The organism is Pseudomonas lini, from assembly GCF_964063345.1.
Taxonomy (GTDB): Bacteria; Pseudomonadota; Gammaproteobacteria; order Pseudomonadales; family Pseudomonadaceae; genus Aquipseudomonas; species Aquipseudomonas lini_B.
The window spans coordinates 875,967-898,800 of record NZ_OZ061318.1; the positions used below are offsets into that span (position 1 = coordinate 875,967).

General features: G+C 60.0%; 16 protein-coding genes and 4 tRNA genes. 2 read left to right on the forward strand and 18 right to left on the reverse strand.

The window, feature by feature from the left end; all coding sequences use genetic code 11:
* Positions 1-338 precede the first annotated feature (338 nt).
* From AB3226_RS04080 to leuC, 7 genes are all read right to left on the reverse strand, one after another.
* Positions 339-3,005: a FimV/HubP family polar landmark protein gene (locus tag AB3226_RS04080; protein WP_367372125.1), complete on the reverse strand. Its 2,667-nt coding sequence runs from the start codon at positions 3,003-3,005 to the stop codon at positions 339-341.
* A 208-nt stretch (positions 3,006-3,213) separates the two neighbouring features.
* A complete protein-coding gene (locus tag AB3226_RS04085; protein WP_367372126.1) occupies positions 3,214-4,224 on the reverse strand; it encodes an aspartate-semialdehyde dehydrogenase in 1,011 nt (336 codons plus the stop codon).
* A 281-nt stretch (positions 4,225-4,505) separates the two neighbouring features.
* Positions 4,506-5,618 carry an aspartate-semialdehyde dehydrogenase gene (gene asd / locus AB3226_RS04090; RefSeq protein ID WP_007935182.1) on the reverse strand — a complete coding sequence of 371 codons (1,113 nt, stop codon included), beginning with the start codon at positions 5,616-5,618 and terminating at the stop codon, positions 4,506-4,508.
* Between the two features lie 66 nt (positions 5,619-5,684).
* On the reverse strand, positions 5,685-6,767 hold the full coding sequence (leuB, locus tag AB3226_RS04095; protein ID WP_367372127.1) for a 3-isopropylmalate dehydrogenase: 1,083 nt from the start codon (positions 6,765-6,767) through the stop codon (positions 5,685-5,687).
* A gap of 79 nt (positions 6,768-6,846) precedes the next feature.
* Complete coding sequence (locus AB3226_RS04100; RefSeq protein ID WP_367372128.1) at positions 6,847-7,614, reverse strand: class I SAM-dependent methyltransferase; 768 nt, start codon at positions 7,612-7,614, stop codon at positions 6,847-6,849.
* A 154-nt stretch (positions 7,615-7,768) separates the two neighbouring features.
* Positions 7,769-8,413, reverse strand: coding sequence for a 3-isopropylmalate dehydratase small subunit (leuD, locus tag AB3226_RS04105; protein ID WP_007905962.1), 645 nt, complete (start codon positions 8,411-8,413; stop codon positions 7,769-7,771).
* Positions 8,414-8,424: 11 nt separating this feature from the next.
* The gene (leuC, locus tag AB3226_RS04110) at positions 8,425-9,843 is read right to left on the reverse strand and encodes a 3-isopropylmalate dehydratase large subunit (RefSeq protein WP_367372129.1); all 1,419 of its coding nucleotides are present in this window, start codon (positions 9,841-9,843) and stop codon (positions 8,425-8,427) included.
* A 159-nt stretch (positions 9,844-10,002) separates the two neighbouring features.
* Here leuC and AB3226_RS04115 point away from each other — a divergent pair, with 159 nt between their 5' ends.
* Both AB3226_RS04115 and AB3226_RS04120 read left to right on the forward strand, forming a co-directional pair.
* The gene (locus AB3226_RS04115) at positions 10,003-10,893 is read left to right on the forward strand and encodes a LysR family transcriptional regulator (RefSeq protein ID WP_367372130.1); all 891 of its coding nucleotides are present in this window, start codon (positions 10,003-10,005) and stop codon (positions 10,891-10,893) included.
* Positions 10,894-10,976: 83 nt separating this feature from the next.
* Positions 10,977-14,255, forward strand: a complete 3,279-nt coding sequence (locus AB3226_RS04120; protein ID WP_367372131.1) for a PAS domain S-box protein — start codon at positions 10,977-10,979, stop codon at positions 14,253-14,255.
* 58 nt (positions 14,256-14,313) lie between these two features.
* Here the strand turns inward: AB3226_RS04120 and AB3226_RS04125 are convergent, their stop codons facing one another.
* The 11 genes from AB3226_RS04125 to uvrB all read right to left on the reverse strand — a co-directional run bounded on the left by AB3226_RS04125 (position 14,314) and on the right by uvrB (position 22,663).
* The gene (locus AB3226_RS04125) at positions 14,314-14,760 is read right to left on the reverse strand and encodes an Hsp20 family protein (RefSeq protein WP_008075938.1); all 447 of its coding nucleotides are present in this window, start codon (positions 14,758-14,760) and stop codon (positions 14,314-14,316) included.
* A gap of 130 nt (positions 14,761-14,890) precedes the next feature.
* The gene (locus AB3226_RS04130; protein ID WP_038980070.1) at positions 14,891-15,850 is read right to left on the reverse strand and encodes a tRNA-dihydrouridine synthase; all 960 of its coding nucleotides are present in this window, start codon (positions 15,848-15,850) and stop codon (positions 14,891-14,893) included.
* A gap of 172 nt (positions 15,851-16,022) precedes the next feature.
* Positions 16,023-16,460 carry a thioesterase family protein gene (locus AB3226_RS04135; RefSeq protein WP_017337624.1) on the reverse strand — a complete coding sequence of 146 codons (438 nt, stop codon included), beginning with the start codon at positions 16,458-16,460 and terminating at the stop codon, positions 16,023-16,025.
* Between the two features lie 48 nt (positions 16,461-16,508).
* Positions 16,509-17,342, reverse strand: a complete 834-nt coding sequence (locus AB3226_RS04140; protein ID WP_367372132.1) for an alpha/beta fold hydrolase — start codon at positions 17,340-17,342, stop codon at positions 16,509-16,511.
* 30 nt (positions 17,343-17,372) lie between these two features.
* Complete coding sequence (locus AB3226_RS04145) at positions 17,373-17,912, reverse strand: TetR/AcrR family transcriptional regulator (protein WP_367372133.1); 540 nt, start codon at positions 17,910-17,912, stop codon at positions 17,373-17,375.
* A 179-nt stretch (positions 17,913-18,091) separates the two neighbouring features.
* Positions 18,092-18,167 (reverse strand) — tRNA-Glu (locus tag AB3226_RS04150).
* 80 nt (positions 18,168-18,247) lie between these two features.
* Positions 18,248-18,323, reverse strand: a tRNA-Ala gene (locus tag AB3226_RS04155).
* Between the two features lie 53 nt (positions 18,324-18,376).
* Positions 18,377-18,452: transfer RNA gene (locus AB3226_RS04160), tRNA-Glu, on the reverse strand.
* 79 nt (positions 18,453-18,531) lie between these two features.
* Positions 18,532-18,607: transfer RNA gene (locus tag AB3226_RS04165), tRNA-Ala, on the reverse strand.
* Between the two features lie 253 nt (positions 18,608-18,860).
* Positions 18,861-20,342, reverse strand: a complete 1,482-nt coding sequence (gltX, locus tag AB3226_RS04170; protein ID WP_052965514.1) for a glutamate--tRNA ligase — start codon at positions 20,340-20,342, stop codon at positions 18,861-18,863.
* 305 nt (positions 20,343-20,647) lie between these two features.
* Positions 20,648-22,663: an excinuclease ABC subunit UvrB gene (uvrB, locus tag AB3226_RS04175; RefSeq protein ID WP_367372134.1), complete on the reverse strand. Its 2,016-nt coding sequence runs from the start codon at positions 22,661-22,663 to the stop codon at positions 20,648-20,650.
* Positions 22,664-22,834 lie beyond the last annotated feature (171 nt).

Here is a 22,834-nt window from a genome sequence, read left to right on the forward strand (position 1 = left end):
GCTGGCGCAAATGATGCGGATGACCTCATTCCTACAGGGGGACTGGTGGCAGACAAATGATGCGGACAACCTCGATCAAATGTAGGAGCGAGCCTGCTCGCTATGGCCGTATAACTGTCGACAGTTGGGTTGAATGTGTTGGCCTCTTCGCGGGCAAGCCTCGCTCCCACAGGTTTTGTGTCGTACACAAGATATGCAGCCAGCATACATCCCTGTGGGAGCGTGGCTTGCCCGCGATAGCCGCGCCTCGGTCTATCTGGCAGGCGCCATCACATCACCGCCCAAACAAAAACGGCAGCCTCGATGGGCTGCCGTTTTGTTTATGCCTTACCAATGACTCACGCCAGACGCGAGAGCATTTCCTTGGCTTCGCTCTTCTGACCGGCATCGCCCTCGGTCACCACCTCATTAAGGATGTCCCGAGCGCCGTCGTTGTCGCCCATGTCGATGTAGGCCTGGGCCAGGTCGAGTTTGGTGGCGACTTCGTCGGTGCCGGAGAGGAAATCGAAGTCCGGCTCATCGGCCGCGGAGGCCAAAGCATCTTCCTCGGTGAAGCTCGGCTCACCGAGGCTCTGGGACAGGCGATCCAGCTCGGCATTGACGTCGTTGAGTTCGTTTTCGAAGGCGTCAGGCTGATCCGGGGTGGCGTCCATTTCATCAGCCAGTGACAGGTCGAAATCCGCAGGCAACTCCAGGTCGTCGAGCGTCGGCTCGGTCACGGATGGCGCTTCGGCGGCAGGCAAGTCCTTGAGGTCTTCATCCAGACTCAGCAGGAAGTCATCTTCGGCCAGCGTTGCCGGGGAGGCATTGCCACCCAGATCCATGTCCAGGTCGAAGTCCGACAGATCGTCGAGGTTTTCCTTGATTTCAGTCTGTTGCTGCAACACCGACTCAAAACTCAGGTCGTCGTCCAGCGGGAATTCGTCCAGCTCAGCCAGAGCTTCTGGTGCTGGCTCTGGCTCCGGTGTTGGCTCTGGCTCTGGCTCCGCCAAAACAACTGGCGCGATCGGAGTAGCCGCCTCCAGATCGTCCAGACTCAGATCGAATGCACTGTCGAAGTCGGACAATGCCGGTTCCGGGGCTTGCGGTTCGTCCAGCAGGAGGTCCTTGACGTATTGCGCGTCCAGCTCGGCGGCGATTGCCGCGGCGGCCAGACCACCCGCAACTGCGACCGCCATCGCCGGGAAGCGGCTTTTCAACTCTTCGACCCGGGCGAAGTTATCGCCGTTTGCCACCAGTTGACGCTCCTGAGCGACGAACGCATCGCGGTCGCCCTGCTGACCGTAGACTTCCATCAGCTTCAAGCGCAGGTCACTGCGTTGCGGCTCTTGCTTGATAGCGTCTTCCAGCAATGCGGCGGCTTGATTCAGACGACCGCCCACAATGTGCGACTGCGCCTGAGCCAGTACGTCGTCGGAACGATCGGAACGCTCGGCGGCAGGCGACACCAGTGGTGCAGCGATCGGCGGCGTCACCACAACCGGAGCAATCACCGGGGCCGGTGCAGGCGCTGGTGCTGGTGCTGGTGCTGGTGCTGGTGCTGGTGCGGTCGCAAGTTTCACACTCGGCGGCGGAACTTCCAGGCCTTCGAAGCTGCTTTCTGGCAAATCCTGGTCGACGGAGAACTCTTGTTCCTCCTCCAAGGCACGGGCCATGCGCAGATGCTTCTCGGCCTCTTGCTGAGCTTTGCGGCGGCGGGCCAGCAACAGCAGCAAGAGCAGCAGCACCACCGCACCGCCACCCACCAGCCCCAGCAGGATCGGGTTGGTCAGCAGCTCGTTGAATTTCTGATCATCGGATGCCGCAGGCGTTGGCTCGACAGCTGGCGCCGGAACGGCTTCTGGCGCAACAGCTTCTGGTGCAGGTGCCGCGTCCGCAGGCGTTGCCGCAGGGTTGGTCGCCAGCTCAGCCGACATCGCCGGAGCGGTCGCCGGCGCGCCCGCGCCGCCTTCGGCCTGCAGTTTGGCCAACTGATTGTTCTTCAGCTCGATCAGGCGTTGCAGCTTGTCCAGCTGACTTTGCAGATCGTTCATGCGGCTTTTCTGTTCAGCGTTGTCACGACGAGCCGCGTCGAGGCTTTCCTGGGTGACGGCCAGTTTGTCGCTCAACGCTTTCGCATCACCGGCGGCACCTTTGCCACGGCCCTTGCCAGTCTCGGCAGAGACCAGGCTCAGCTTGTCTGTGGCAGGTTGCGATGAAGCACCTTCACCGCGAGCGCGTTTGGTGGCGTCAAGTTGCTGCTGACCGGCTCCTGGTTTCGCCACGTAGCGACGGCCCTGACGCCACGCGGTGTTCTGCGCGGCGACCTCAGCGACAGCCTTGGGTTGCGGCAGGTTGGTGCTCTGCACCTGATCAGGCAGACGCAGCACCTGACCGGTTTTCAGTCGGTTGATGTTGCCGTCGATGAACGCATCCGGGTTCAGCGCCTGGATGGCCAACATGGTTTGCTGGATCGAACCGCCGTTACGCGCCTTCGCGGCAATTTCCCACAGGGTATCGCGCGGCGTGGTGGTGTGTTGCGACGACTTGGTGGCGCCGGTGACTGGCGCGGTCACTGTTTGGGATGGCGCCGGTTGCGCGGCCGCATCGGCGGTCTGCGGCGAGAATTTGGACGGATCGAGCAGCACGCTGTAATCGCGCAGCAGACGACCGTTGGGCCACATCACCTGAACCAGGAATTTCACCATCGGTTCGGACAGCGGTTTGCTGGACGTGACGCGCAGGATGCTTTTGCCGCTGGCGTTAAGTACTGGAGTGAAGGTCAGGTCGTTGAGAAACGCCTGACGATCGACACCGGCCTTGGCGAAATCTTCGGGCGAGGCCAGGCTCGGCACCACTTCGGCAGCCGTGAGGTCCTTGACGTCGAGCAGCTCGATTTCTGCGACCAGAGGCTGGTTCAGCGTCGATTTCAGGGTCAACTCCCCGAGCCCGAGGGCATGCGCCATACCGGAGGACAGCGCCGAGGCGGCCGCTATTGCTAACACCAGTTTGCGAACTTGAACCATAACCTCTTCCTTTGTTTGAACATTCCTCGGCCAGCGAGAAGGTGTTGATTGCCGCTGCCGTAAGGCATTGCGCGCGGCGACGAAGGGTCGTCGCGCGCGATCATTTCATTCTTGCAATGGGAAGCCCTGCGGGGTGGCTCACCTTAAGCATTCCGGCCGAACATGACGCTCGACGGGAATCATTCGAAAAATTGTTGCCAAGTATCTTTTACAGCAGGTCTTTTATCAACAATTCAGCCACCTGCACAGCATTGAGCGCGGCCCCTTTGCGTACGTTATCTGACGTCAGCCACACATTAAGTTCCGCCGGATCGTCGATCCCGCTGCGAACCCGACCAACGTAAACCACGTCCTGCCCTACCGCATCGCCTACCGGAGTCGGGTAATCGCCCGCCTCGACCAACTCGATACCGGGCGCAGCTTCCAGCGCTGCGTTGACTTTCGCCAGGTCGACAGCGCTCGAAGACTGCAAGGTCACGCTAAAGCTATCGCCGAAAAACACCGGAGCTTGAATGCAAGTGACGGAAATCTTTAATGAAGGCAGCGCCATGACCTGACGCAGCTCGCGCACCAAGCGTTTTTCCAGCAGCGTATGACCCTGAGCATCAGGCGTACCGACTTGCGCCAGCAGGTTAAAAGCCATCTGCCGATCGAAGAACGCTGGCTCCAACGGGCGCACATTGAGCAGCTCAGCGGTTTGCCGGGCCAACTCAGTGACCGCTTCGCGGCCCTGGGCAGAGACCGCCAGACACGCCGTCAGGCTGATGCGTTGCAGGTCGAGCAAACCGAGCAACGGCGCCAGCACCACCGCCAGCGTCGCGGCCGAAGGGCTTGGGCTGCTGACCTGGAAGGGCTTTTTCAGGCCGGCCAGAATTTCAGCATTGGCCTCAGGCACTACTTGCGGCGCCTGATCGGCGGGCAAGGCGCCGGACAGGTCGATCAGTGAGCAACCGGCGGCCGTGGCACGCGGGGCGAAACTGAGGGTCACTGCCGGGCCGGCGGCAAAGAACACTAACTGGACTTTGGTGAAATCGAATTCATCAACTTCCCGCACCCGCACGTTCTTGCCGCGAAACGGTACCGAATGCCCGGCCGATTCACTGCTCGCCAGCAGGTGCAGGTTACCGACCGGAAAATCCCGCTCTTCAAGAATCTGGACGAGTGTTTCGCCGACAGTACCGGTGGCGCCGATCACGGCAATATCGAAGGACTGGCTCATGGTTCTATCTCTGGCGAAACGGGGGGAGCGGCACTTTACCGGGTGGTTGGCGTGCAAGCAATTTCTGCCAAGGATTTGTGGCGCCTATACCGGCCTCATCGCGGGCAAGCCCGCTCCCACAGGTTTTGTGGGGCTCCCACATTTTGCATGCGACCCCAACCTTGTGGGAGCGGGCTTGCCCGCGATGACGGAATAGCAGACAACCGAACACCCTCAGACTGTCGCGCATAAAAAAACCCGCACCTCTTTCAAGGCACGGGCTCTTTCATTTCATCAATCGATCAACGCTCAAGCAAAATCCGCAGCATGCGACGCAGCGGTTCGGCCGCGCCCCACAGCAGCTGGTCGCCGACGGTGAAGGCGCCGACGAACTGCGAACCCATGTTCAGCTTGCGCAGACGGCCAACCGGCACATTCAGGGTACCGGTAACCTTTGTAGGGCTCAGTTCCTGCATGCTGATTTCGCGGTTGTTAGGCACCAGCTTGACCCAAGGGTTGTGCTGGCTGATCAGCCCTTCGATGTCGGCGATCGGCACGTCTTTGTTCAGTTTGATGGTCAGCGCCTGGCTGTGGCAACGCATGGCGCCGATGCGCACGCAGATGCCGTCCACCGGGATCGGGCTCTTGAAGCGACCGAGGATCTTGTTGGTCTCGGCCTGGGCCTTCCATTCTTCGCGGCTCTGGCCGTTCGGCAACTCTTTGTCGATCCACGGGATCAGGCTGCCGGCCAGCGGTACGCCGAAGTTTTCGGTCGGGTACGCGTCGCTGCGCATGGCTTCGGCAACACGACGGTCGATGTCGAGGATGGCGCTGGCCGGATCGGCCAGTTGATCGGCGACAGCGCCGTGGGTCACGCCCATTTGCTTGATCAGCTCACGCATGTGCTGCGCGCCGCCACCGGAGGCTGCCTGATAGGTCATGGCGCTCATCCACTCGACCAGACCGGCTTCGAACAGACCGCCCAAGCCCATCAGCATCAGGCTGACGGTGCAGTTGCCGCCGATGTAGTTCTTGGTGCCCGCGTCGAGCTGTTGGTCGATGACCTTGCGGTTCACCGGGTCCAGCACGATCACCGCGTCGTCCTGCATGCGCAGGCTGGAAGCGGCGTCGATCCAGTACCCTTGCCAGCCGGCTTCGCGCAGTTTCGGGAAGACTTCGCTGGTGTAGTCGCCACCCTGGCAGGTCAGAATCACGTCGAGGGTTTTCAGCTCTTCAATGCTGTAAGCGTCCTTGAGCGGAGCAATGTCCTTGCCCACGGACGGGCCTTGGCCACCGACATTGGAAGTGGTGAAAAACACCGGCTCAATAAGATCGAAATCCTGCTCTTCCAGCATCCGCTGCATGAGCACGGAACCGACCATACCGCGCCAACCGATCAGACCTACACGTTTCATCGCAACTACACCTTCTTAAAAGTGGGCCGCTGCTTTCATGTTGAAAGTTGCAGCGGGCCAAAGAGATTACAGATTCCGCAGCGCGGCGACTACTGCATCGCCCATTTCCTGCGTACCAACCTTGGTGCAACCGGCCGACCAGATGTCGCCCGTGCGCAGGCCTTGATCCAATACCAGGCTCACGGCCTTCTCGATGGCATCGGCCGCATCCTGCAGATTGAAGCTGTAACGCAGCATCATCGACACCGACAGAATGGTCGCCAACGGGTTGGCTATGCCCTTGCCAGCGATGTCCGGCGCCGAACCGTGGCACGGCTCGTACATGCCTTTGTTGTTGGCATCCAGCGACGCCGACGGCAGCATGCCGATGGAGCCGGTGAGCATCGACGCTTCGTCGGAAAGAATGTCGCCGAACAGGTTGTCGGTGACGATCACGTCGAACTGCTTCGGTGCACGCACCAGTTGCATGGCGGCGTTGTCGACGTACATGTGGCTCAGTTCGACGTCCGGGTAGTCCTTGGCCACTTGCTCGACGACTTCACGCCACAGTTGGCTGGAGGCCAGCACGTTGGCCTTGTCCACCGAGCACAGCTTCTTGCCACGCACGCGGGCCATGTCGAAACCGACACGGGCGATGCGGCGAATTTCAGATTCGCTGTACGGCAGGGTGTCATAGGCCTGACGCTCGCCGTTTTCCAGTTCGCGCACGCCACGTGGAGCGCCGAAGTAGATGCCGCCGGTCAGCTCACGGACGATCAGGATGTCCAGACCGGCCACGATTTCTGCCTTCAGGCTGGAGGCCTCGGCCAGTTGCGGGTACAGGATCGCCGGACGCAGGTTGCCGAACAGGCCCAGTTGCGCACGGATTTTCAGCAGGCCGCGTTCAGGGCGGATGTCACGTTCGATGGTGTCCCATTTCGGACCGCCCACGGCACCCAGCAATACCGCATCGGCGGCACGGGCACGGGCCAGGGTTTCGTCGGCCAGCGGCACGCCGTGCTTGTCGATGGCGGCGCCACCGATCACGTCATGACTCAGTTCAAAGCCCAGGCTGTACTTGTCGTTCGCCAGCTCCAGCACCTTGACCGCTTCGGCCATGATTTCCGGGCCAATACCGTCACCCGGGAGAATCAGAATCTGCTTGCTCATGCTTTCCTCATGTCATCAGTCGGCACGCCCTTGGGCACACCCGGAAAAATTCTATCGCTCGACGCTTATGTTTCAGAGCTTATCGTTCAGCCATCAGCACCAGCACATCTGTACTGAACGAACCATCGGCCTCAATCTCAAAATATTCGCGAACTTCATTGCCCATCGATTGCTGCAACTCGAGGATCGCCGCGCGCATCACTTGCGGTGTGCGCATGCGCTCGACCCACGACGTGTATTCAAGGCGCAGCCGTTGGCGCGTGGTGCTGCGGGTATGCAACCCCGCTTCGCTGACCTGACGCAACCACTCGCCGGCAGAATAATCGCGCACGTGGCTGGTGTCGCGCAGCACTTCGACGCTTTGCAGGTAAGTGTCGAACAACGGGCTGCCCGGTGACAACACGTCGACGAACGCCGCCACCCCGCCCGGCTTCAGTACCCGGCGAACTTCGCGCAGGGCCAGCCCGAGGTCGCTCCAATGGTGCGCCGAATAACGGCTGAAAACGAAATCGAACTCGCCGTCAGCGAACGGCAAGCGCTCGGCGGCACCGAGTACGGTGGAGACGTTGCTCAAGCCGCGATCGACGGCAGCAGTGGCCACCACGTCGAGCATCTGTTGGGACAGGTCGTAAGCCACTACTTCCCTGACCAGCGAAGCCACGTGAAAACTCACATGACCGGCGCCGCAACCCAAGTCCAGCACACGGGCATCGCCCTGCCCCGCCAGTTCAGCCTGTAGCAGCGCGAATTCAGTGCCTTGAGCGTGGACGGCGCTGCTCAGGTAGGCCGAGGCCTGTTCACCGAATTGCTTTTGTACTACCTGACTGTGCTGGGCGGTGCTGGTCATGGGGACTTCCTATTTAGGGTTTAGCCTTGCGTTGTCTGGGCTGCCGTCATCGCGGGCAAGCCCGCTCCCACAGGTTTTGTGAACGGCGAAAATCACTGTGGGAGCGGGCTTGCCCGCGAAGAGGCCGGCCCTGATTACATCAATTTCGGATCAATCACGCATCACGAAACAACCAAGGCTGGCTCGCGCGGTGTTTGGCTTCAAACGTGGCAATTGCCTCGTGGTCCTGCAAGGTCAGGCCGATATCGTCCAGGCCATTGAGCAGGCAGTGCTTACGGAACGCGTCAATCTCAAAACTCAACACCTTGCCATCCGGACGGGTCACGGTCTGAGCTTGCAGATCAACCTGCAACTGATAGCCCGGAGTCGCCTCTACTTGCTGAAACAGCTCATCGACTTCAGCGTCACTCAAGATGATCGGCAACAAGCCGTTCTTGAAGCTGTTGTTGAAGAAGATGTCGGCATAGCTCGGCGCGATGATGCTGCGGAAACCGTACTCTTCCAGCGCCCACGGCGCGTGTTCGCGGCTGGAGCCGCAACCGAAGTTCTCGCGGGCCAGCAACACGCTGGCGCCCTGATAACGCTCGGCGTTGAGGACGAAATCCTTGTTCAGCGGGCGCTTGGAGTTGTCCTGATACGGTTGCCCGACATCCAGGTAACGCCACTCATCGAACAGGTTCGGGCCGAAACCGGTGCGTTTGATCGACTTCAAGAACTGCTTCGGAATAATCTGATCGGTGTCGACGTTGGCACGATCCAAAGGCGCGACAAGACCAGTGTGCTGGGTAAAAGCTTTCATGCTGCGCTCCTTTAGATCAATTCACGGACGTCGATGAAACGACCGTTCACAGCGGCGGCGGCGGCCATGGCCGGGCTCACGAGGTGCGTACGGCCACCGGCGCCCTGACGGCCTTCGAAGTTGCGGTTGGAGGTCGATGCGCAATGCTCGCCGGACTCCAAACGGTCCGGGTTCATCGCCAGGCACATCGAGCAACCCGGCTCGCGCCATTCGAAACCGGCTTCGAGGAAAATCTTGTCCAGACCTTCAGATTCGGCCTGAGCCTTCACCAGACCCGAACCCGGCACCACGATGGCCTGTTTGATGGTCGAAGCCACTTTGCGGCCCTTGGCGATGACGGCGGCGGCGCGCAGATCTTCGATCCGCGAGTTGGTGCAGGAGCCAATGAATACGCGGTCCAGCTGAATGTCGGTGATCGCCTGATTGGCGGTCAAACCCATGTACTTCAACGCGCGCTCGATGGAACCGCGCTTGACCAGGTCCATTTCCTTCGCAGGATCGGGAACGTTCTGATCGACAGCCAAGACCATCTCAGGCGAGGTACCCCAGCTGACTTGCGGTTTGATCTGAGTGGCATCGAGCTCAACGATGGTGTCGAACTTGGCATCCGCGTCGGAGACCAGGTCTTTCCAGGCCTCAACTGCCAAGTCCCATTCCGCGCCTTTCGGAGCAAATGGACGGCCCTTGACGTAAGCCACGGTTTTTTCGTCGGCGGCCACCAGGCCTACACGAGCGCCGGCCTCGATCGCCATGTTGCAAATGGTCATGCGACCTTCAACGGACAAGTCGCGAATCGCGCTACCAGCGAACTCGATGGCATGGCCGTTACCGCCGGCGGTGCCGATCTTGCCGATCACGGCGAGGACGATGTCCTTGGCGGTCACACCGAACGGCAATTGGCCTTCGACTACGACCTGCATGTTTTTCATCTTTTTCGCGACCAGGCACTGAGTGGCGAGCACGTGCTCGACCTCGGAAGTGCCGATACCGTGAGCCAGGGCACCAAATGCGCCGTGAGTCGAGGTATGGGAGTCGCCGCACACCACGGTCATGCCCGGCAAGGTTGCGCCCTGCTCCGGGCCGATGACGTGGACGATGCCTTGGCGGACATCATTCATCTTGAATTCGACGATGCCGTATTCGTCACAGTTGTCGTCGAGGGTCTGGACCTGCAAACGCGAGACCTGGTCGACAATCGCTTCGATGCCACCCTTGCGCTCCGGGGTAGTCGGAACGTTGTGGTCCGGGGTCGCGATGTTGGCATCGATGCGCCAAGGCTTGCGCCCGGCCAGACGCAGGCCCTCGAAGGCTTGCGGCGAGGTCACTTCGTGGATGATGTGACGATCGATGTAGATCAGCGCCGAGCCATCGTCGCGCTGCTTGACCAAATGCGAATCCCAGAGCTTGTCGTAGAGCGTTTTGCCGGCCATCAGACGGTTTCCTCATCAGCTTGTTTCTATGCCCCGGATCTTGAAAGTTTCAATAACCCCTTGGCTTGTGAGGTCGATCCTAGGGGGTTACATTAAATAACTCAAATTCATATTTTTTATGCTTTGCATAACCAACTGGAATGCCACCGAGACATCATCATGGACCTCGCCAACCTCAATGCTTTTATCGCGATTGCCGAGACCGGAAGCTTCTCCGGTGCCGGTGAACGGCTGCACCTGACACAACCCGCCATCAGCAAGCGCATCGCCGGCCTGGAGCAGCAATTGAAGGTGCGGCTGTTCGATCGACTGGGCCGGGAAGTCAGCTTGACCGAAGCCGGTCGCGCCCTGCTGCCACGGGCCTATCAGATCCTCAATGTACTGGATGACACCCGCCGCGCCCTGACCAACCTGACCGGCGAAGTCTCCGGTCGTCTGACATTGGCCACCAGTCATCACATTGGCCTGCACCGTTTGCCGCCCTTATTAAGGGCGTTCACCCGACGCTACCCACAAGTGGCGCTGGATATTCAGTTCCTCGATTCGGAAGTGGCCTACGAAGAAATACTCCATGGCCGCGCCGAACTGGCGGTAATCACTCTTGCACCGGAGCCTCACGCACTGGTCAAGGCCACGCCCGTGTGGGACGACCCGCTGGATTTCGTGGTCGCCCCGGAGCATTCGCTGATCGCTAATGGTCCGGTCAGCCTGGCGGATATCGCCCTGCACCCCGCGGTTTTCCCCGGCGGCAACACCTTTACCCACCACATCGTGCAGCGCCTGTTCGAAGCCCAGGGCCTGACGCCGAACATCGCCATGAGCACGAATTATCTGGAAACCATAAAGATGATGGTCTCGATCGGCCTGGCCTGGAGCGTTTTGCCGCGCACGATGCTGGACGATCAAGTGGCGCGCATACCTTTGCCGGGCATACAGCTCACTCGCCAGCTAGGCTATATCCTGCACACCGAACGGACGCTGTCGAACGCGGCACGGGCCTTCATGGCTCTGCTGGATGCACAAATCGATCAGCCAGGGACTCGCGGCTAAGCTGTGCTACTTCTTTTGTGCTACGCCTATAGAGCCCCAAAACCCTGTGCCTAACGCCCAATTCAGCCCAAGGCCTGTGATCCATGCCCAAACCTGTTGAACGTATGCCGCCGATGCCGCGAATTCAGGCACTTGACCCCAAACGGTCCGAGCAGAGCTGGGAAAGCGCGCCGCAGTTGCTGGCGGCCCTTAACGGCGCCCGGCTGGGCGCCTGGTATTGGGACATCGAGCGGGGGCAGATCAGTTGGTCTCGGGGTACTCAGGCATTGTTCGGCTTCGATCCCCGGCAACCGCTGCCGGAAGACCTGGAATACCTCGACCTGCTGCCTCAGGAGGATCGGGCGAAAGCTATTCGCGCCTTCAATGCAGTGATCGCCGGCGCCCCGCTGGAACAGGCGATGCACCACCGCATCCGCTGGCCCGACGGCAGTCTGCATTGGCTGGAAATCAACGGCAGCCTGCTGCCGGACAAAAACGGCCGGCCGCGAATGATTGGGGTCATTCGTGAAATCACCCATCAGCGCCAGCGCGAACAGGCCCTGAGCAGCTCGGAAAAACGCTTCGCCACGCTGTTTCACCTGTGCCCGAACATGGTCCTGCTGACCCGTCAGGAAGACGGCCTGATCAGCGAAGCCAACCAGTATTTCGAAAGCCTGTTCGGCTGGCCGGTGCAAGACGCTATCGGCCGAACCACGCTGGAACTGGGCCTTTGGGTGAACCCGGAGCAACGGGTGCAACTGGTCAAGGCCACCAAGGCCAAAGGCGAGCTGATCAACATGGAGGTGCAATTTCGCGCCAGCAACGGGCAGGTTCACGACGGCATTCTCAGCGCGCAAAAGGTCGAACTCGAAGGCCAGCCTTATCTGCTGAGCACATTCCTCGACACTACCGAACGCAAAATCGCCGAGCACGCCCTCAAAGACAGCCAGGAACGCCTCGACCTGGCCCTGGATTCGGCGCAACTCGGCACCTGGGACTGGCACATTCCCAGCGGCATGCTTTACGGCTCGGCGCGAGCCGCCCAGTTGCATGGGCTGGACCCCAAACCCTTCCATGAATCCTTCGACGCGTTTTTCGAAGGCGTGCCCGGCGAAGAACGCGACACCATGCGCGACGCCTACCGCAGCTTGCGCGAAGGCCCGGCCGGCAATTATCAACTGACGTACCGGGTGCAGCTGCAGGACGGCAGTTCGCGCTACCTGGAAAGTCGCGCCAGACTTTATCGCGACGACCACGGCAACCCGCTGCGCATGGCTGGCACACTGCTGGACATCACCGATCAGGTGGAACGCGAACAGCAACTGGTGGCGTCGGAAGAGAAATTCGCCACCTTGTTTCAGGTCAGCCCGGACCCGATTTGCGTCACCCGCCAGGACACCGGCCATTTCATCGAGATCAATTCCAGTTTCACTCAGACATTCGGCTGGAACACCGTCGACGTGATTGGCCGCAGCGCCGACGAAATCGGCCTGTGGGACGCTTCGGCGAAAAGCCTGCAACGGATCGAGCGGGTCATCCGCGAACAGGGCCTGAACAATGTGGCGATCATCGTTCAGCACAAGGACGGGCAGTCCCTGACCTGCGTGATATCGAGCCGACAGATCAGCGTCGGCGACCAGCCGTGCATCGTCACCACCCTGCGCGACATCACCCAGCAGCAACGTTCGGAAGCGGCGCTCAAGGCCAGCGAGGAGAAGTTCGCCAAGGCCTTCCACTCAAGCCCCGACGCCATCACCATTACCGAACGCGATACCGGACGCTACCTGGAGGTTAACGACGGTTTCTGTCGCCTGACCGGCTACCGCGCCGATGAAGTGATCGGCCGCACGGTGTATCAGGTCGGTATCTGGGCCGAAGAAAAACAACGCTCGGCGTTGCTGGCAGAACTACAGATCAAGGGCCGGGTTCACCATCAGGAAATGCTCGGGCGCAACAAACGCGGCGAGTTGCTGACGGTCGAAGTCTCGGTGGAGCCGATCACCCTCAACGAAACAGCGTGCCTGCTGCTGACCGCGCGGGACGTCAGCCTGCTGAAAAATGCCGAAGCGCAGATTCGTCACCTGGCCTATCACGACCCGCTGACCAACCTGCCCAACCGCGCCCTATTGATGGATCGTCTGAGCCAGCAGATCGCCCTGCTCAAACGCCACAACCTGCGCGGCGCGCTGATGTTCCTCGATCTCGACCACTTCAAGCACATCAACGATTCCCTCGGCCATCCGGTGGGCGATACGGTGCTGCAGATCATCACCGCGCGCCTTGAGGCCAGCGTGCGCATGGAGGACACCGTCGCACGCCTGGGCGGTGACGAATTCGTGGTGTTGCTCAGCGGCCTGGAAGGTTCGCGCAGCGACGTCAGCGCTCAGGTCCGGGAGTTGGCGGACACCTTGCGCGAACTGCTGTCCGAACCGATGTTCCTCGATGGACAGCGCCTGCAAGTGACGCCGAGCATCGGCATTGCGCTGATCCCCGACCATGGCTCGACCCCGACCGACCTGCTCAAACGCGCCGATATCGCTCTTTACCGCGCCAAAGACTCGGGCCGCAACACCACGCAGATGTATCACAACACCATGCAAAAGGCCGCCAGCGAACGCCTGCGCATGGAAACCGACCTGCGCCTGGCCCTTTCCCGGGGTGAGTTCAGCGTGCAATACCAACCTCAGGTGGATGCTCGAGACAACCGCATAACCGGCGCCGAGGCTCTGGTGCGCTGGCACCATCCACAACTGGGCGCGCAATCGCCCACCGAGTTCATCAAGGTGCTGGAAGACAGCGGGCTGATTCTGGAAGTCGGCACGTGGATTCTCGACGAAGCCTGCAAGGCCTTCAAACAACTGACTGCCAAAGGTCTGATCGACCCGCTCAATTTCAGCCTGTGTGTGAACATCAGCCCCCGGCAATTCCGTCAGAACGATTTCGTCGAACGCATCGAACACAGCCTCGGCAGCCACGGCCTGCCCTGCTCGCTGCTGAAACTGGAAATCACCGAAGGCATCGTCATTCAGAATCTGGACGATACCATCAGCAAAATGCGGCGCCTGAAAAAAATCGGCGTCAGTTTCGCCATGGATGATTTCGGTACCGGTTATTCCTCGCTGACCTACCTCAAGCGCCTGCCGGTAGACACCCTGAAAATCGACCAGTCGTTCATCCGCGACGCCACCACCGATCCCAACGATGCCGAAATCATTCGCGCCATCGTCGCCATGGCCCGCAGCCTGGAGCTGGAAGTCATCGCCGAAGGGGTGGAAACCCTGGAGCAGCTGGAGTTTTTGCAGGGGCTGGGCTGCCACTTGTATCAAGGGTATTTACACAGCCGGCCGCTGTTGGTGGAGGAGTTTCAGAAACTTCTCAAATGAGTCGGACACAGGCACAAAAAAGGGCGCCAGTGGATGGCGCCCTTTTCGTTGCTCTGACTTAGTGCTGCAGAGCCGGTTTTTCCGTCCCGTTGATCGGGATGCGTTTGGCTTTCGCTTCTTCCGGAATCACGCGCAGCAGGTCGATACTCAACAAACCGTTGCGCAGTTCGGCGGCCTTGATTTCAATATGGTCCGCCAGACGGAACGACAGTTTGAAGGCGCGCTGCGCGATGCCTTGGTACAGGTAAGTGACGCTTTCGTCCGCGTCACGTTTGCCGCCACTGATGGTCAGCACACCTTTCTCCACTTGCAGGTCCAGGTCTTCTTCCTGGAAACCGGCGGCCGCTACGACAATGCGGTATTGGTCATCACCGTATTTTTCAACGTTGTAGGGTGGATAGGTGCTGCCTGGCTCATTACGCAGGGCGGTTTCGAACAGGTCGTTGAAACGGTCGAAACCTACCGAGGAACGGAACAGTGGGGCCAGGGAAAATGCAGTACTCATGATTCAAATCTCCTGAACATAATCAGCAAGTTTTTTTGTCTCCGCGACCCGAATTCGGCATCGCGTAATCCTTAGATAAGGACCGCTGATTACTTTTCAAGAGCTCTTTTTCTGTTTTTTTAAAGTAGCTTCAGGCCGCTTCAGACACCTGCAGACCCAGTAAACGCGAGACATTATCCAGTTCGGTCTCACGACGCAGGACGGTGAACAGCTCTACCGCTTCAGGATAATTGCGGGTCAACATCGCCAGCCATTGCTTCAAGCGACCCGGCGATTGACGTGGCGTCATCTGCGCCTTGGCTTGCAGCCAGAAGTCCTGAATCAGCGGCAGCAACTCGGCCCAAGTCATCTCGACAACGTCTTCACCGGCGCGAGCGGCAGCGATTTGCCGGGCCAGATCCGGGCGCGATACCAGACCACGACCGAGCATGATGTCTTCGACACCACTGATCTCGCGGCAACGACGCCAGTCCTCGACGCTCCAGATATCGCCGTTGGCAAACACCGGCACCTTGACCACGTCCTGCACCCGAGGAATCCATTCCCAGTGAGCTGGCGGCTTGTAGCCATCGGTCTTGGTCCGCGCATGAACCACGATGTGCGCCGCGCCGCCTTCGGCCAGAGCCGTGGCGCAAACCAGCGCACCGTCCGGGCTGTCGAAGCCGAGGCGCATCTTGGCGGTCACCGGAATGTGCGCGGGTACGGCACGACGGACGTGCTCGACGATTTGGTTGAGCAGTTCAGGCTCTTTGAGCAGCACCGCGCCGCCACGGGATTTGTTGACGGTCTTGGCCGGGCAGCCGAAGTTCAGGTCGATGACTTCGGAACCCAACTCGCAGGCCAGTGCGGCGTTTTCCGCCAGGCACACCGGATCGGAGCCGAGCAACTGCACTCGTAGTGGAACGCCGGACGCGGTTCGGGCGCCGGTCAGCAGTTCCGGGCCGAACTTGTGGTAATAGGCAGGCGTGAGCAGCTGATCGTTGATCCGAATGAATTCGGTCACGCACCAATCAATACCGCCCACACGAGTCAGCACGTCCCGCAGGATGTTGTCGACCAACCCCTCCATGGGCGCCAAAGCAATTTGCATGAAAAACACACTCAACGAAAAACGTGCGGCAGTTTACTGGATTATCTAATGAAAGACTTGCGCATACCTCTGTGGCGAGGGAGCTTGCTCCCGCTGGAGCGCAAAGCGGTCCCCTGCAATGGAGAGTGCTGCGCACTCTAACGGGAGCAAGCTCCCTCGCCACAGGACCGTGTTAGCTTGGAACTTGCAATGCAGGCCCGTAGCCCTCGATAAACTCCGCCGGCATGCGCTTGGGCTTGCCGGTCGACAGTTCGATACACACGAAAGTGGTCTGTGCCCGCAGCAACGTCGTGTTGTCGCTGGGGCGCTTCAACTGGAAGTGTCGGGTCATTTTCAGGCGCTGATCCCAATCGACGATCCAGGTCGCCAGCTGCAACTCATCGCCCTCATAGGCTGCCGCCAGGTAATCGATCTCGTGTCGCACCACTGCCATCGCCCGATCCAGCCGCCGGTACTCGACCAGATCCAGGCCCAGCCGTTGCGAGTGGCGCCAGGCGCAGCGTTCGAGCCAGGTCACGTACACCGCGTTGTTCGCGTGGCCCAGCCCGTCGATGTCCTCGGCGCCCACTTCCAGATCAATGATAAACGGCGTTGCCCGATCCCAGCCCATGCCCCACTCCCGGTCAGATTATTTCGACCGGGGCAGTGTAACGGATGCTCAGGCCGATTGGCGCGATTGCAGACTGCGACCGGCCAGCAGCGAAAGAACGCCGTCAATCACCCGCGGATCGGCGAGCACCCGCTGATGACCGCCCTCTTCCAGGCGCAACAGACGGCTATCGAACCAGGCTTCGTGGATCAATTGGGATTCCTTGACTGGAACAAAGTTGTCGTCCTCGGCATGAACGATCAACCCCGGCATGTCGAGCTGATAGTGCGCAACATCCAGCGCGGCGGCGCGCATGCCGACGTCTTTCTCGACCTGGCGAATAAACGCCGAACGCGCTTTTGGCGGCAGGCGCACATAGCGTGCGAACCCACGCAGTACCCCGAGAATTCGCGCCGGGGCGGCGATCGAGACCAGGGTTTCGGTGCGCAAGCCCAGCTGAACCGCGAGCATGGCACTGGCGCCGCCCATGGAGTGACCGATCACTGCTTGCAGCGGCGGCAACTCAGCGGCCGCTTCGAGCATGGCGCGAGCGAACAGCACCACATTAGCCTCGCGACCAGGCGAACGACCGTGAGCCGGACCGTCCAGGGCAACCACGGTGTAACCGGCATCGACCAGCGCGGTGATCAGCGAGGCAAACTGTGTCGGCCGACCCTCCCAGCCGTGCATCAACAACACCGCCGGCCCTTGTCCCCAACGCAGCGCGGAGAGGCCGAAGCGCAAGGTGATTCGTTCGGATTTCGCCAGCAGCGGCAACTCCCAGTCACGCGGCAGCAATTGCCGCGGGGTCATGAATGCCAGGCGCATCTTGCTCGCCACCAGCTTCGGTGCGAACCAGCCCAAGGTGCCATTAACGCCACGAACCCAGCTCAACGTGTTCATCGCCCATCTCCTCAGGCTGATGCCTTTAGGTCATAACACCGCCGACTTCGCGGCGCGCAGCAAACGATCGGATAACTCTCCTGGCCCCAGCGCCCGCGCCAGAGCCAAACCACCGACCATCAAGGCCAAGTCGGCCAAGGCTTTGTTGGCCTCTTCCGGGCTGGCCGCCAACTGCGCGACCATCAACTCAACATGCTCATTCAACGCCACACGAAATTCGTCCGGCAGACGGCCCAGCTCGCCGACGGACGCCGGAATCGGACACGCCTGCTCGCTGGAATCACGGTGTTTACGCGACAGATAGAACGCTGCGACCAACGCGCGACGCTCTTCACCGGTCAACTCGGCGTCCATGTCCGCGATCAAGGCACGACGATGGCTGAGCAGCTGCTTGAATGCTTCCAGCATCAATGCGTCCTTGCTTTCGAAGTGGGCGTAGAAGCCGCCGACCGTCAGGCCTGCCGCGCCCATCACTTCGCCCACGCTCGGCTCGGCCGGGCCGCGCTGGATCAGAGCGGCACTGGCAGCCTTGAGGATGCGTTCGCGGGTTTGAGCTTTTTTATCGTTCATCGTTGCCTCCGAATATTACGACTAGAATATTATTCTCATAATAATTTTCCGCAAGTCGTGGATGTGACCGCTGGTCTGAAGAAGTTTTGAGGAAAAAGGAGAGTTGGCCAAACGCTAGACAAACAAAAGGGCCATTCAATAATTGAATGACCCTTAAAATCCCGCAGAGCGGGTAATCGTGGCGTCCCCTAGGGGACTCGAACCCCTGTTACCGCCGTGAAAGGGCGGTGTCCTAGGCCACTAGACGAAGGGGACACAAACCCTTCTATACAACTGATCAGTGCTGAGAGCTGATCGATTCAAGGCCGGTGTGGCCAGACCTTGAACTGTAAAATTGGTGGAGCTAGACGGGATCGAACCGTCGACCTCTTGCATGCCATGCAAGCGCTCTCCCAGCTGAGCTATAGCCCCGGATTTTTCGCCTCGCGGCGGAGCGACATCTTGCAACATCGCTTCTGTAAAACTGGCGTCCCCTAGGGGACTCGAACCCCTGTTACCGCCGTGAAAGGGCGGTGTCCTAGGCCACTAGACGAAGGGGACGCAAACCCTTCTATACAACTGATCAACGCTGAGTGTTGATCGCTTCAAGGCCGGTGTGGCCAGACCTTGAAGTGTAAATTGGTGGAGCTAGACGGGATCGAACCGTCGACCTCTTGCATGCCATGCAAGCGCTCTCCCAGCTGAGCTATAGCCCCTCATCGCTGAGGACGGGGCGAATCTTAATGGCGCATCGGAAGGCTGTCAAACTTATTTTTAACAATTTCCAAAATTTTTTGCCCACATAACAATCACTTACCGCCCTCCCCCCGTAAATTCGGGTTTTCGGGGAGAGTGCAGGCCCTGTAGGAGCGAGCGGTGCGGCGATCCAACTTGCCCGCGAAGGCGTCTGGTCTGGCACAACACCGCGTCATCGTTCTTCGCGGGCAAGCCTCGCTCCTACAGGAGGAATCAGGCGATATTGCCCAACAGTTTTTCCCACTCCTTGTTTTCCTTCTTCGACACGCCGCCCAGCAGGTCGATGGCCTGGCGCAGACGGAAACGGGTCAGGTCCGGACCGAGGATCTCCATCGCGTCGAGCACCGATACCGAGCTGGCCTGGCCTGTGATCGCGGCGAACATCAGCGGCATGGCGTCACGCAGCTTCAACTCCAGCGATTCGACCACCGCCTGAATGGTTGCAGTAATGCTGTCCTTCTCCCACTGGCGCAGGCTTTCCAGCTTCCACAGGATCAGTTGCATCAACTGACGAACCTGATCACCCGAGAGCTTCTTGGATTCGAACAGTTTGGCGTCCGGATTCACACCACCGGCGAAGAAGAAACCGGCCAGCGGTGCGACCTGGCTGAAGGTTTCAACCCGGCCCTGCACATGCGGCGCGATCTTCATCATGTATTCCGGGTTCAGTGCCCACTTTTGCAGACGAGCGGCAAACTCTTCCACTGGCAGGTCACGCAGCCATTGACCGTTGAGCCACGACAGCTTCTCGATGTCGAAAATCGGCCCGCCGAGAGAAACGCGCTGCAGGTCGAAGTTGTCGACCATTTCCTGCAGCGAGAACTTCTCGCGCTCGTCCGGCATCGACCAGCCCATGCGGCCCAGGTAGTTGAGCATTGCTTCCGGCATGAAGCCCATGCGCTCGTAGAACGTCACCGAGGTCGGGTTCTTGCGCTTGGACAGCTTGCTCTTGTCCGGGTTACGCAGCAGCGGCATGTAGCACAGCTGCGGTTGTTCCCAGCCGAAGTATTCGTACAAGAGGATCAGTTTCGGTGCCGAAGGCAGCCATTCTTCACCACGCAAGACGTGAGTGATGCCCATCAGGTGGTCATCGACCACGTTGGCCAGGAAGTACGTCGGCAGGCCGTCGGTCTTCATCAGCACTTGCATGTCCATGCGATCCCACGGGATCTCGACGTCGCCACGGAGCATGTCAGGCACCACGCACACGCCTTCGGTCGGCACTTTCATGCGGATGACGTGTGGCTCGCCGGCGGCCAGGCGGCGCGCGACTTCATCCGCAGAGAGCAACAGCGCACGACCGTCGTAACGCGGGGTTTCGCCACGAGCCATTTGCTCGGCGCGCATCTGGTCCAATTCTTCGGCTGTGCAGAAGCACGGGAAGGCATGACCCATGTCGACCAATTGCTGGCAGTACTTCTGATAGATATCGCCGCGCTCACTCTGACGGTAAGGACCGTGCGGGCCGCCGACGTCCGGGCCTTCGCTCCAGTCGATACCCAACCAGCGCAGGGCGTCGTAAATCTGCTGTTCGGACTCGCGGGTCGAACGCAGCTGGTCGGTATCTTCGATCCGCAGGATGAACTCACCGCCATGCTGCTTGGCAAAGCAGTAGTTGAACAAAGCGATGTAAGCGGTACCTACGTGGGGATCCCCGGTAGGCGATGGCGCGATGCGAGTGCGGACGGTGGTCATGGCATGTCTCGAAAAGAATAAAAAGCGAAGATCAAACAAGAGGCGAATGGTAACAGGCGATAGCCGCCCGGCTCCAGTCAGCAGGGCATATAAGCCAATATTGCATTGGGGATCTATCAGGAGGTTGCAGGCAGGGCTGAAGGCTTGGGAAGTGCGCAATTGATATTTGTAGTGTTCCGGCGGGCCTCATCGCGGGCAAGCCCGCTCCCACAAGGATTGAGGGTATTCACACAATATGTGACCACCTACAGACCCTGTGGGAGCGGGCTTGCCCGCGATGAGGCCCGCCCCATTCATTGCACATCTCAAACCGCGATCAACCGCTCCCGCAATTTGCCGATTTCGTCGCGCAACTGCGCCGCGGCTTCGAATTCCAGGTCGCGGGCGAGCTGGTACATCTTTTCTTCCAACTGACGAATGCGTTTGCTGATCTCGCTCGGCGAGCGCAGCTCCGCCTCGTACTTGGCACTTTCCTCGGCGGCTTTGGCCATGCCTTTGCGCTTCTTGCTGCGCGAACCTGGCACGACCGCGCCTTCCATGATGTCGGCGACGTCCTTGAACACCCCCTTCGGCGTGATGCCGTTGGCCAGGTTGAAGGCGATCTGCTTGTCGCGACGACGCTCGGTTTCGCCGATCGCCCGCTCCATGGAGCCGGTGATGCGATCCGCATACAGAATCGCCCGCCCATTGAGGTTGCGCGCCGCCCGGCCGATGGTCTGGATCAGCGAGCGCTCGGAACGCAGGAAACCTTCCTTGTCGGCGTCGAGAATCGCCACCAGCGAGACTTCCGGCATGTCCAGGCCTTCACGCAGAAGGTTGATCCCCACCAGCACATCGAAGACGCCGAGCCGCAAGTCACGGATAATTTCGACCCGCTCCACGGTGTCGATGTCCGAGTGCAGATAACGCACACGCACGCCGTGGTCGGCCAGGTAATCGGTCAAGTCTTCGGACATGCGCTTGGTCAGCGTGGTCACCAGCACCCGCTCTTCCAGAGCGACGCGCTTGGTGATTTCCGAGAGCAAGTCGTCGACCTGAGTCAATGCCGGACGGATTTCGATTTGCGGGTCCACCAGACCGGTCGGGCGCACCAATTGCTCAACCACTCGGCCAGCGTGCTCCGCCTCGTAATTGCCCGGCGTGGCCGAGACAAAAATCGTTTGGGGACTGATGTTTTCGAACTCGTCAAAACGCATCGGCCGGTTGTCCAGCGCCGACGGCAGACGGAAACCATATTCGACCAGCGTCTCTTTACGGGAACGGTCACCTTTATACATGGCGCCGACTTGCGGCACGCTGACGTGGGATTCGTCGATCACCAGCAAGGCGTCGGCCGGCAGATAGTCGAACAAAGTGGGCGGCGCCTGGCCGGACTCACGGCCCGACAGGTAGCGCGAGTAGTTTTCGATGCCGTTGCAGTAGCCCAGCTCGAGGATCATCTCCAGGTCGAAACGGGTGCGCTGCTCCAGTCGCTGAGCTTCCACCAGTTTGTTGTTGGAGCGCAGGTATTCCAGGCGCTCCTGCAATTCGATCTTGATCCCTTCGGTGGCCTCCAGCAGGGTTTCGCGCGGCGTCACGTAGTGGCTCTTCGGATAGAAGGTGAAACGCGGCAGTTTGCGAATGACCTCACCGGTCAGCGGGTCGAAGGCGGACAGGCTCTCCACTTCGTCATCGAACAGCTCGATGCGGATCGCTTCGAAATCGGATTCCGCCGGGTGGATATCAATCACATCGCCGCGCACCCGGAAGGTCGCCCGGGCGAAGTCCATGTCGTTGCGGGTGTATTGCAGGTCGGCCAGGCGACGCAGCAGCGCGCGCTGGTCGAGCTTGTCGCCGCGATCGACGTGCAACACCATCTTCAAATAGGTTTCCGGACTGCCCAGACCGTAGATGCACGACACCGTGGTGACGATGATCGCGTCCTTGCGCTCCAGCAGCGCTTTGGTCGCGGACAGGCGCATCTGCTCGATATGGTCGTTGATCGAGGCATCCTTCTCGATGAAGGTGTCGGATGACGGCACATAGGCTTCGGGCTGGTAGTAATCGTAATAGGACACGAAGTATTCAACGGCGTTGTTCGGGAAGAACGCCTTGAATTCGCCATACAACTGCGCGGCCAGCGTCTTGTTGGGCGCCAGCACCAGCGTCGGGCGCTGTATCTGGGCGATCACGTTGGCGATGCTGAAGGTCTTGCCCGAGCCGGTCACACCGAGCAACGTCTGGTGCGCCAGCCCGGCCTCAATGCCCTCGACCATCAGGCGGATGGCTTCCGGCTGATCGCCGGCGGGCTCGAAGCGGGTGACTAGCTGGAATTCAGACATAAATACCTCTGGATTCGCGGCTGTTCGGTCAAACCGGACAGCAACGAAAAAGACCGCAAACGACCGATGTCGCCCGAGGAAAAAACTGGATTGTGCTCAATGTGGAGCCGATTGCCATCGCTTTCAAGGCAAACGTCCTACATCGGGTAGAACCTTTGACGACATCACTCG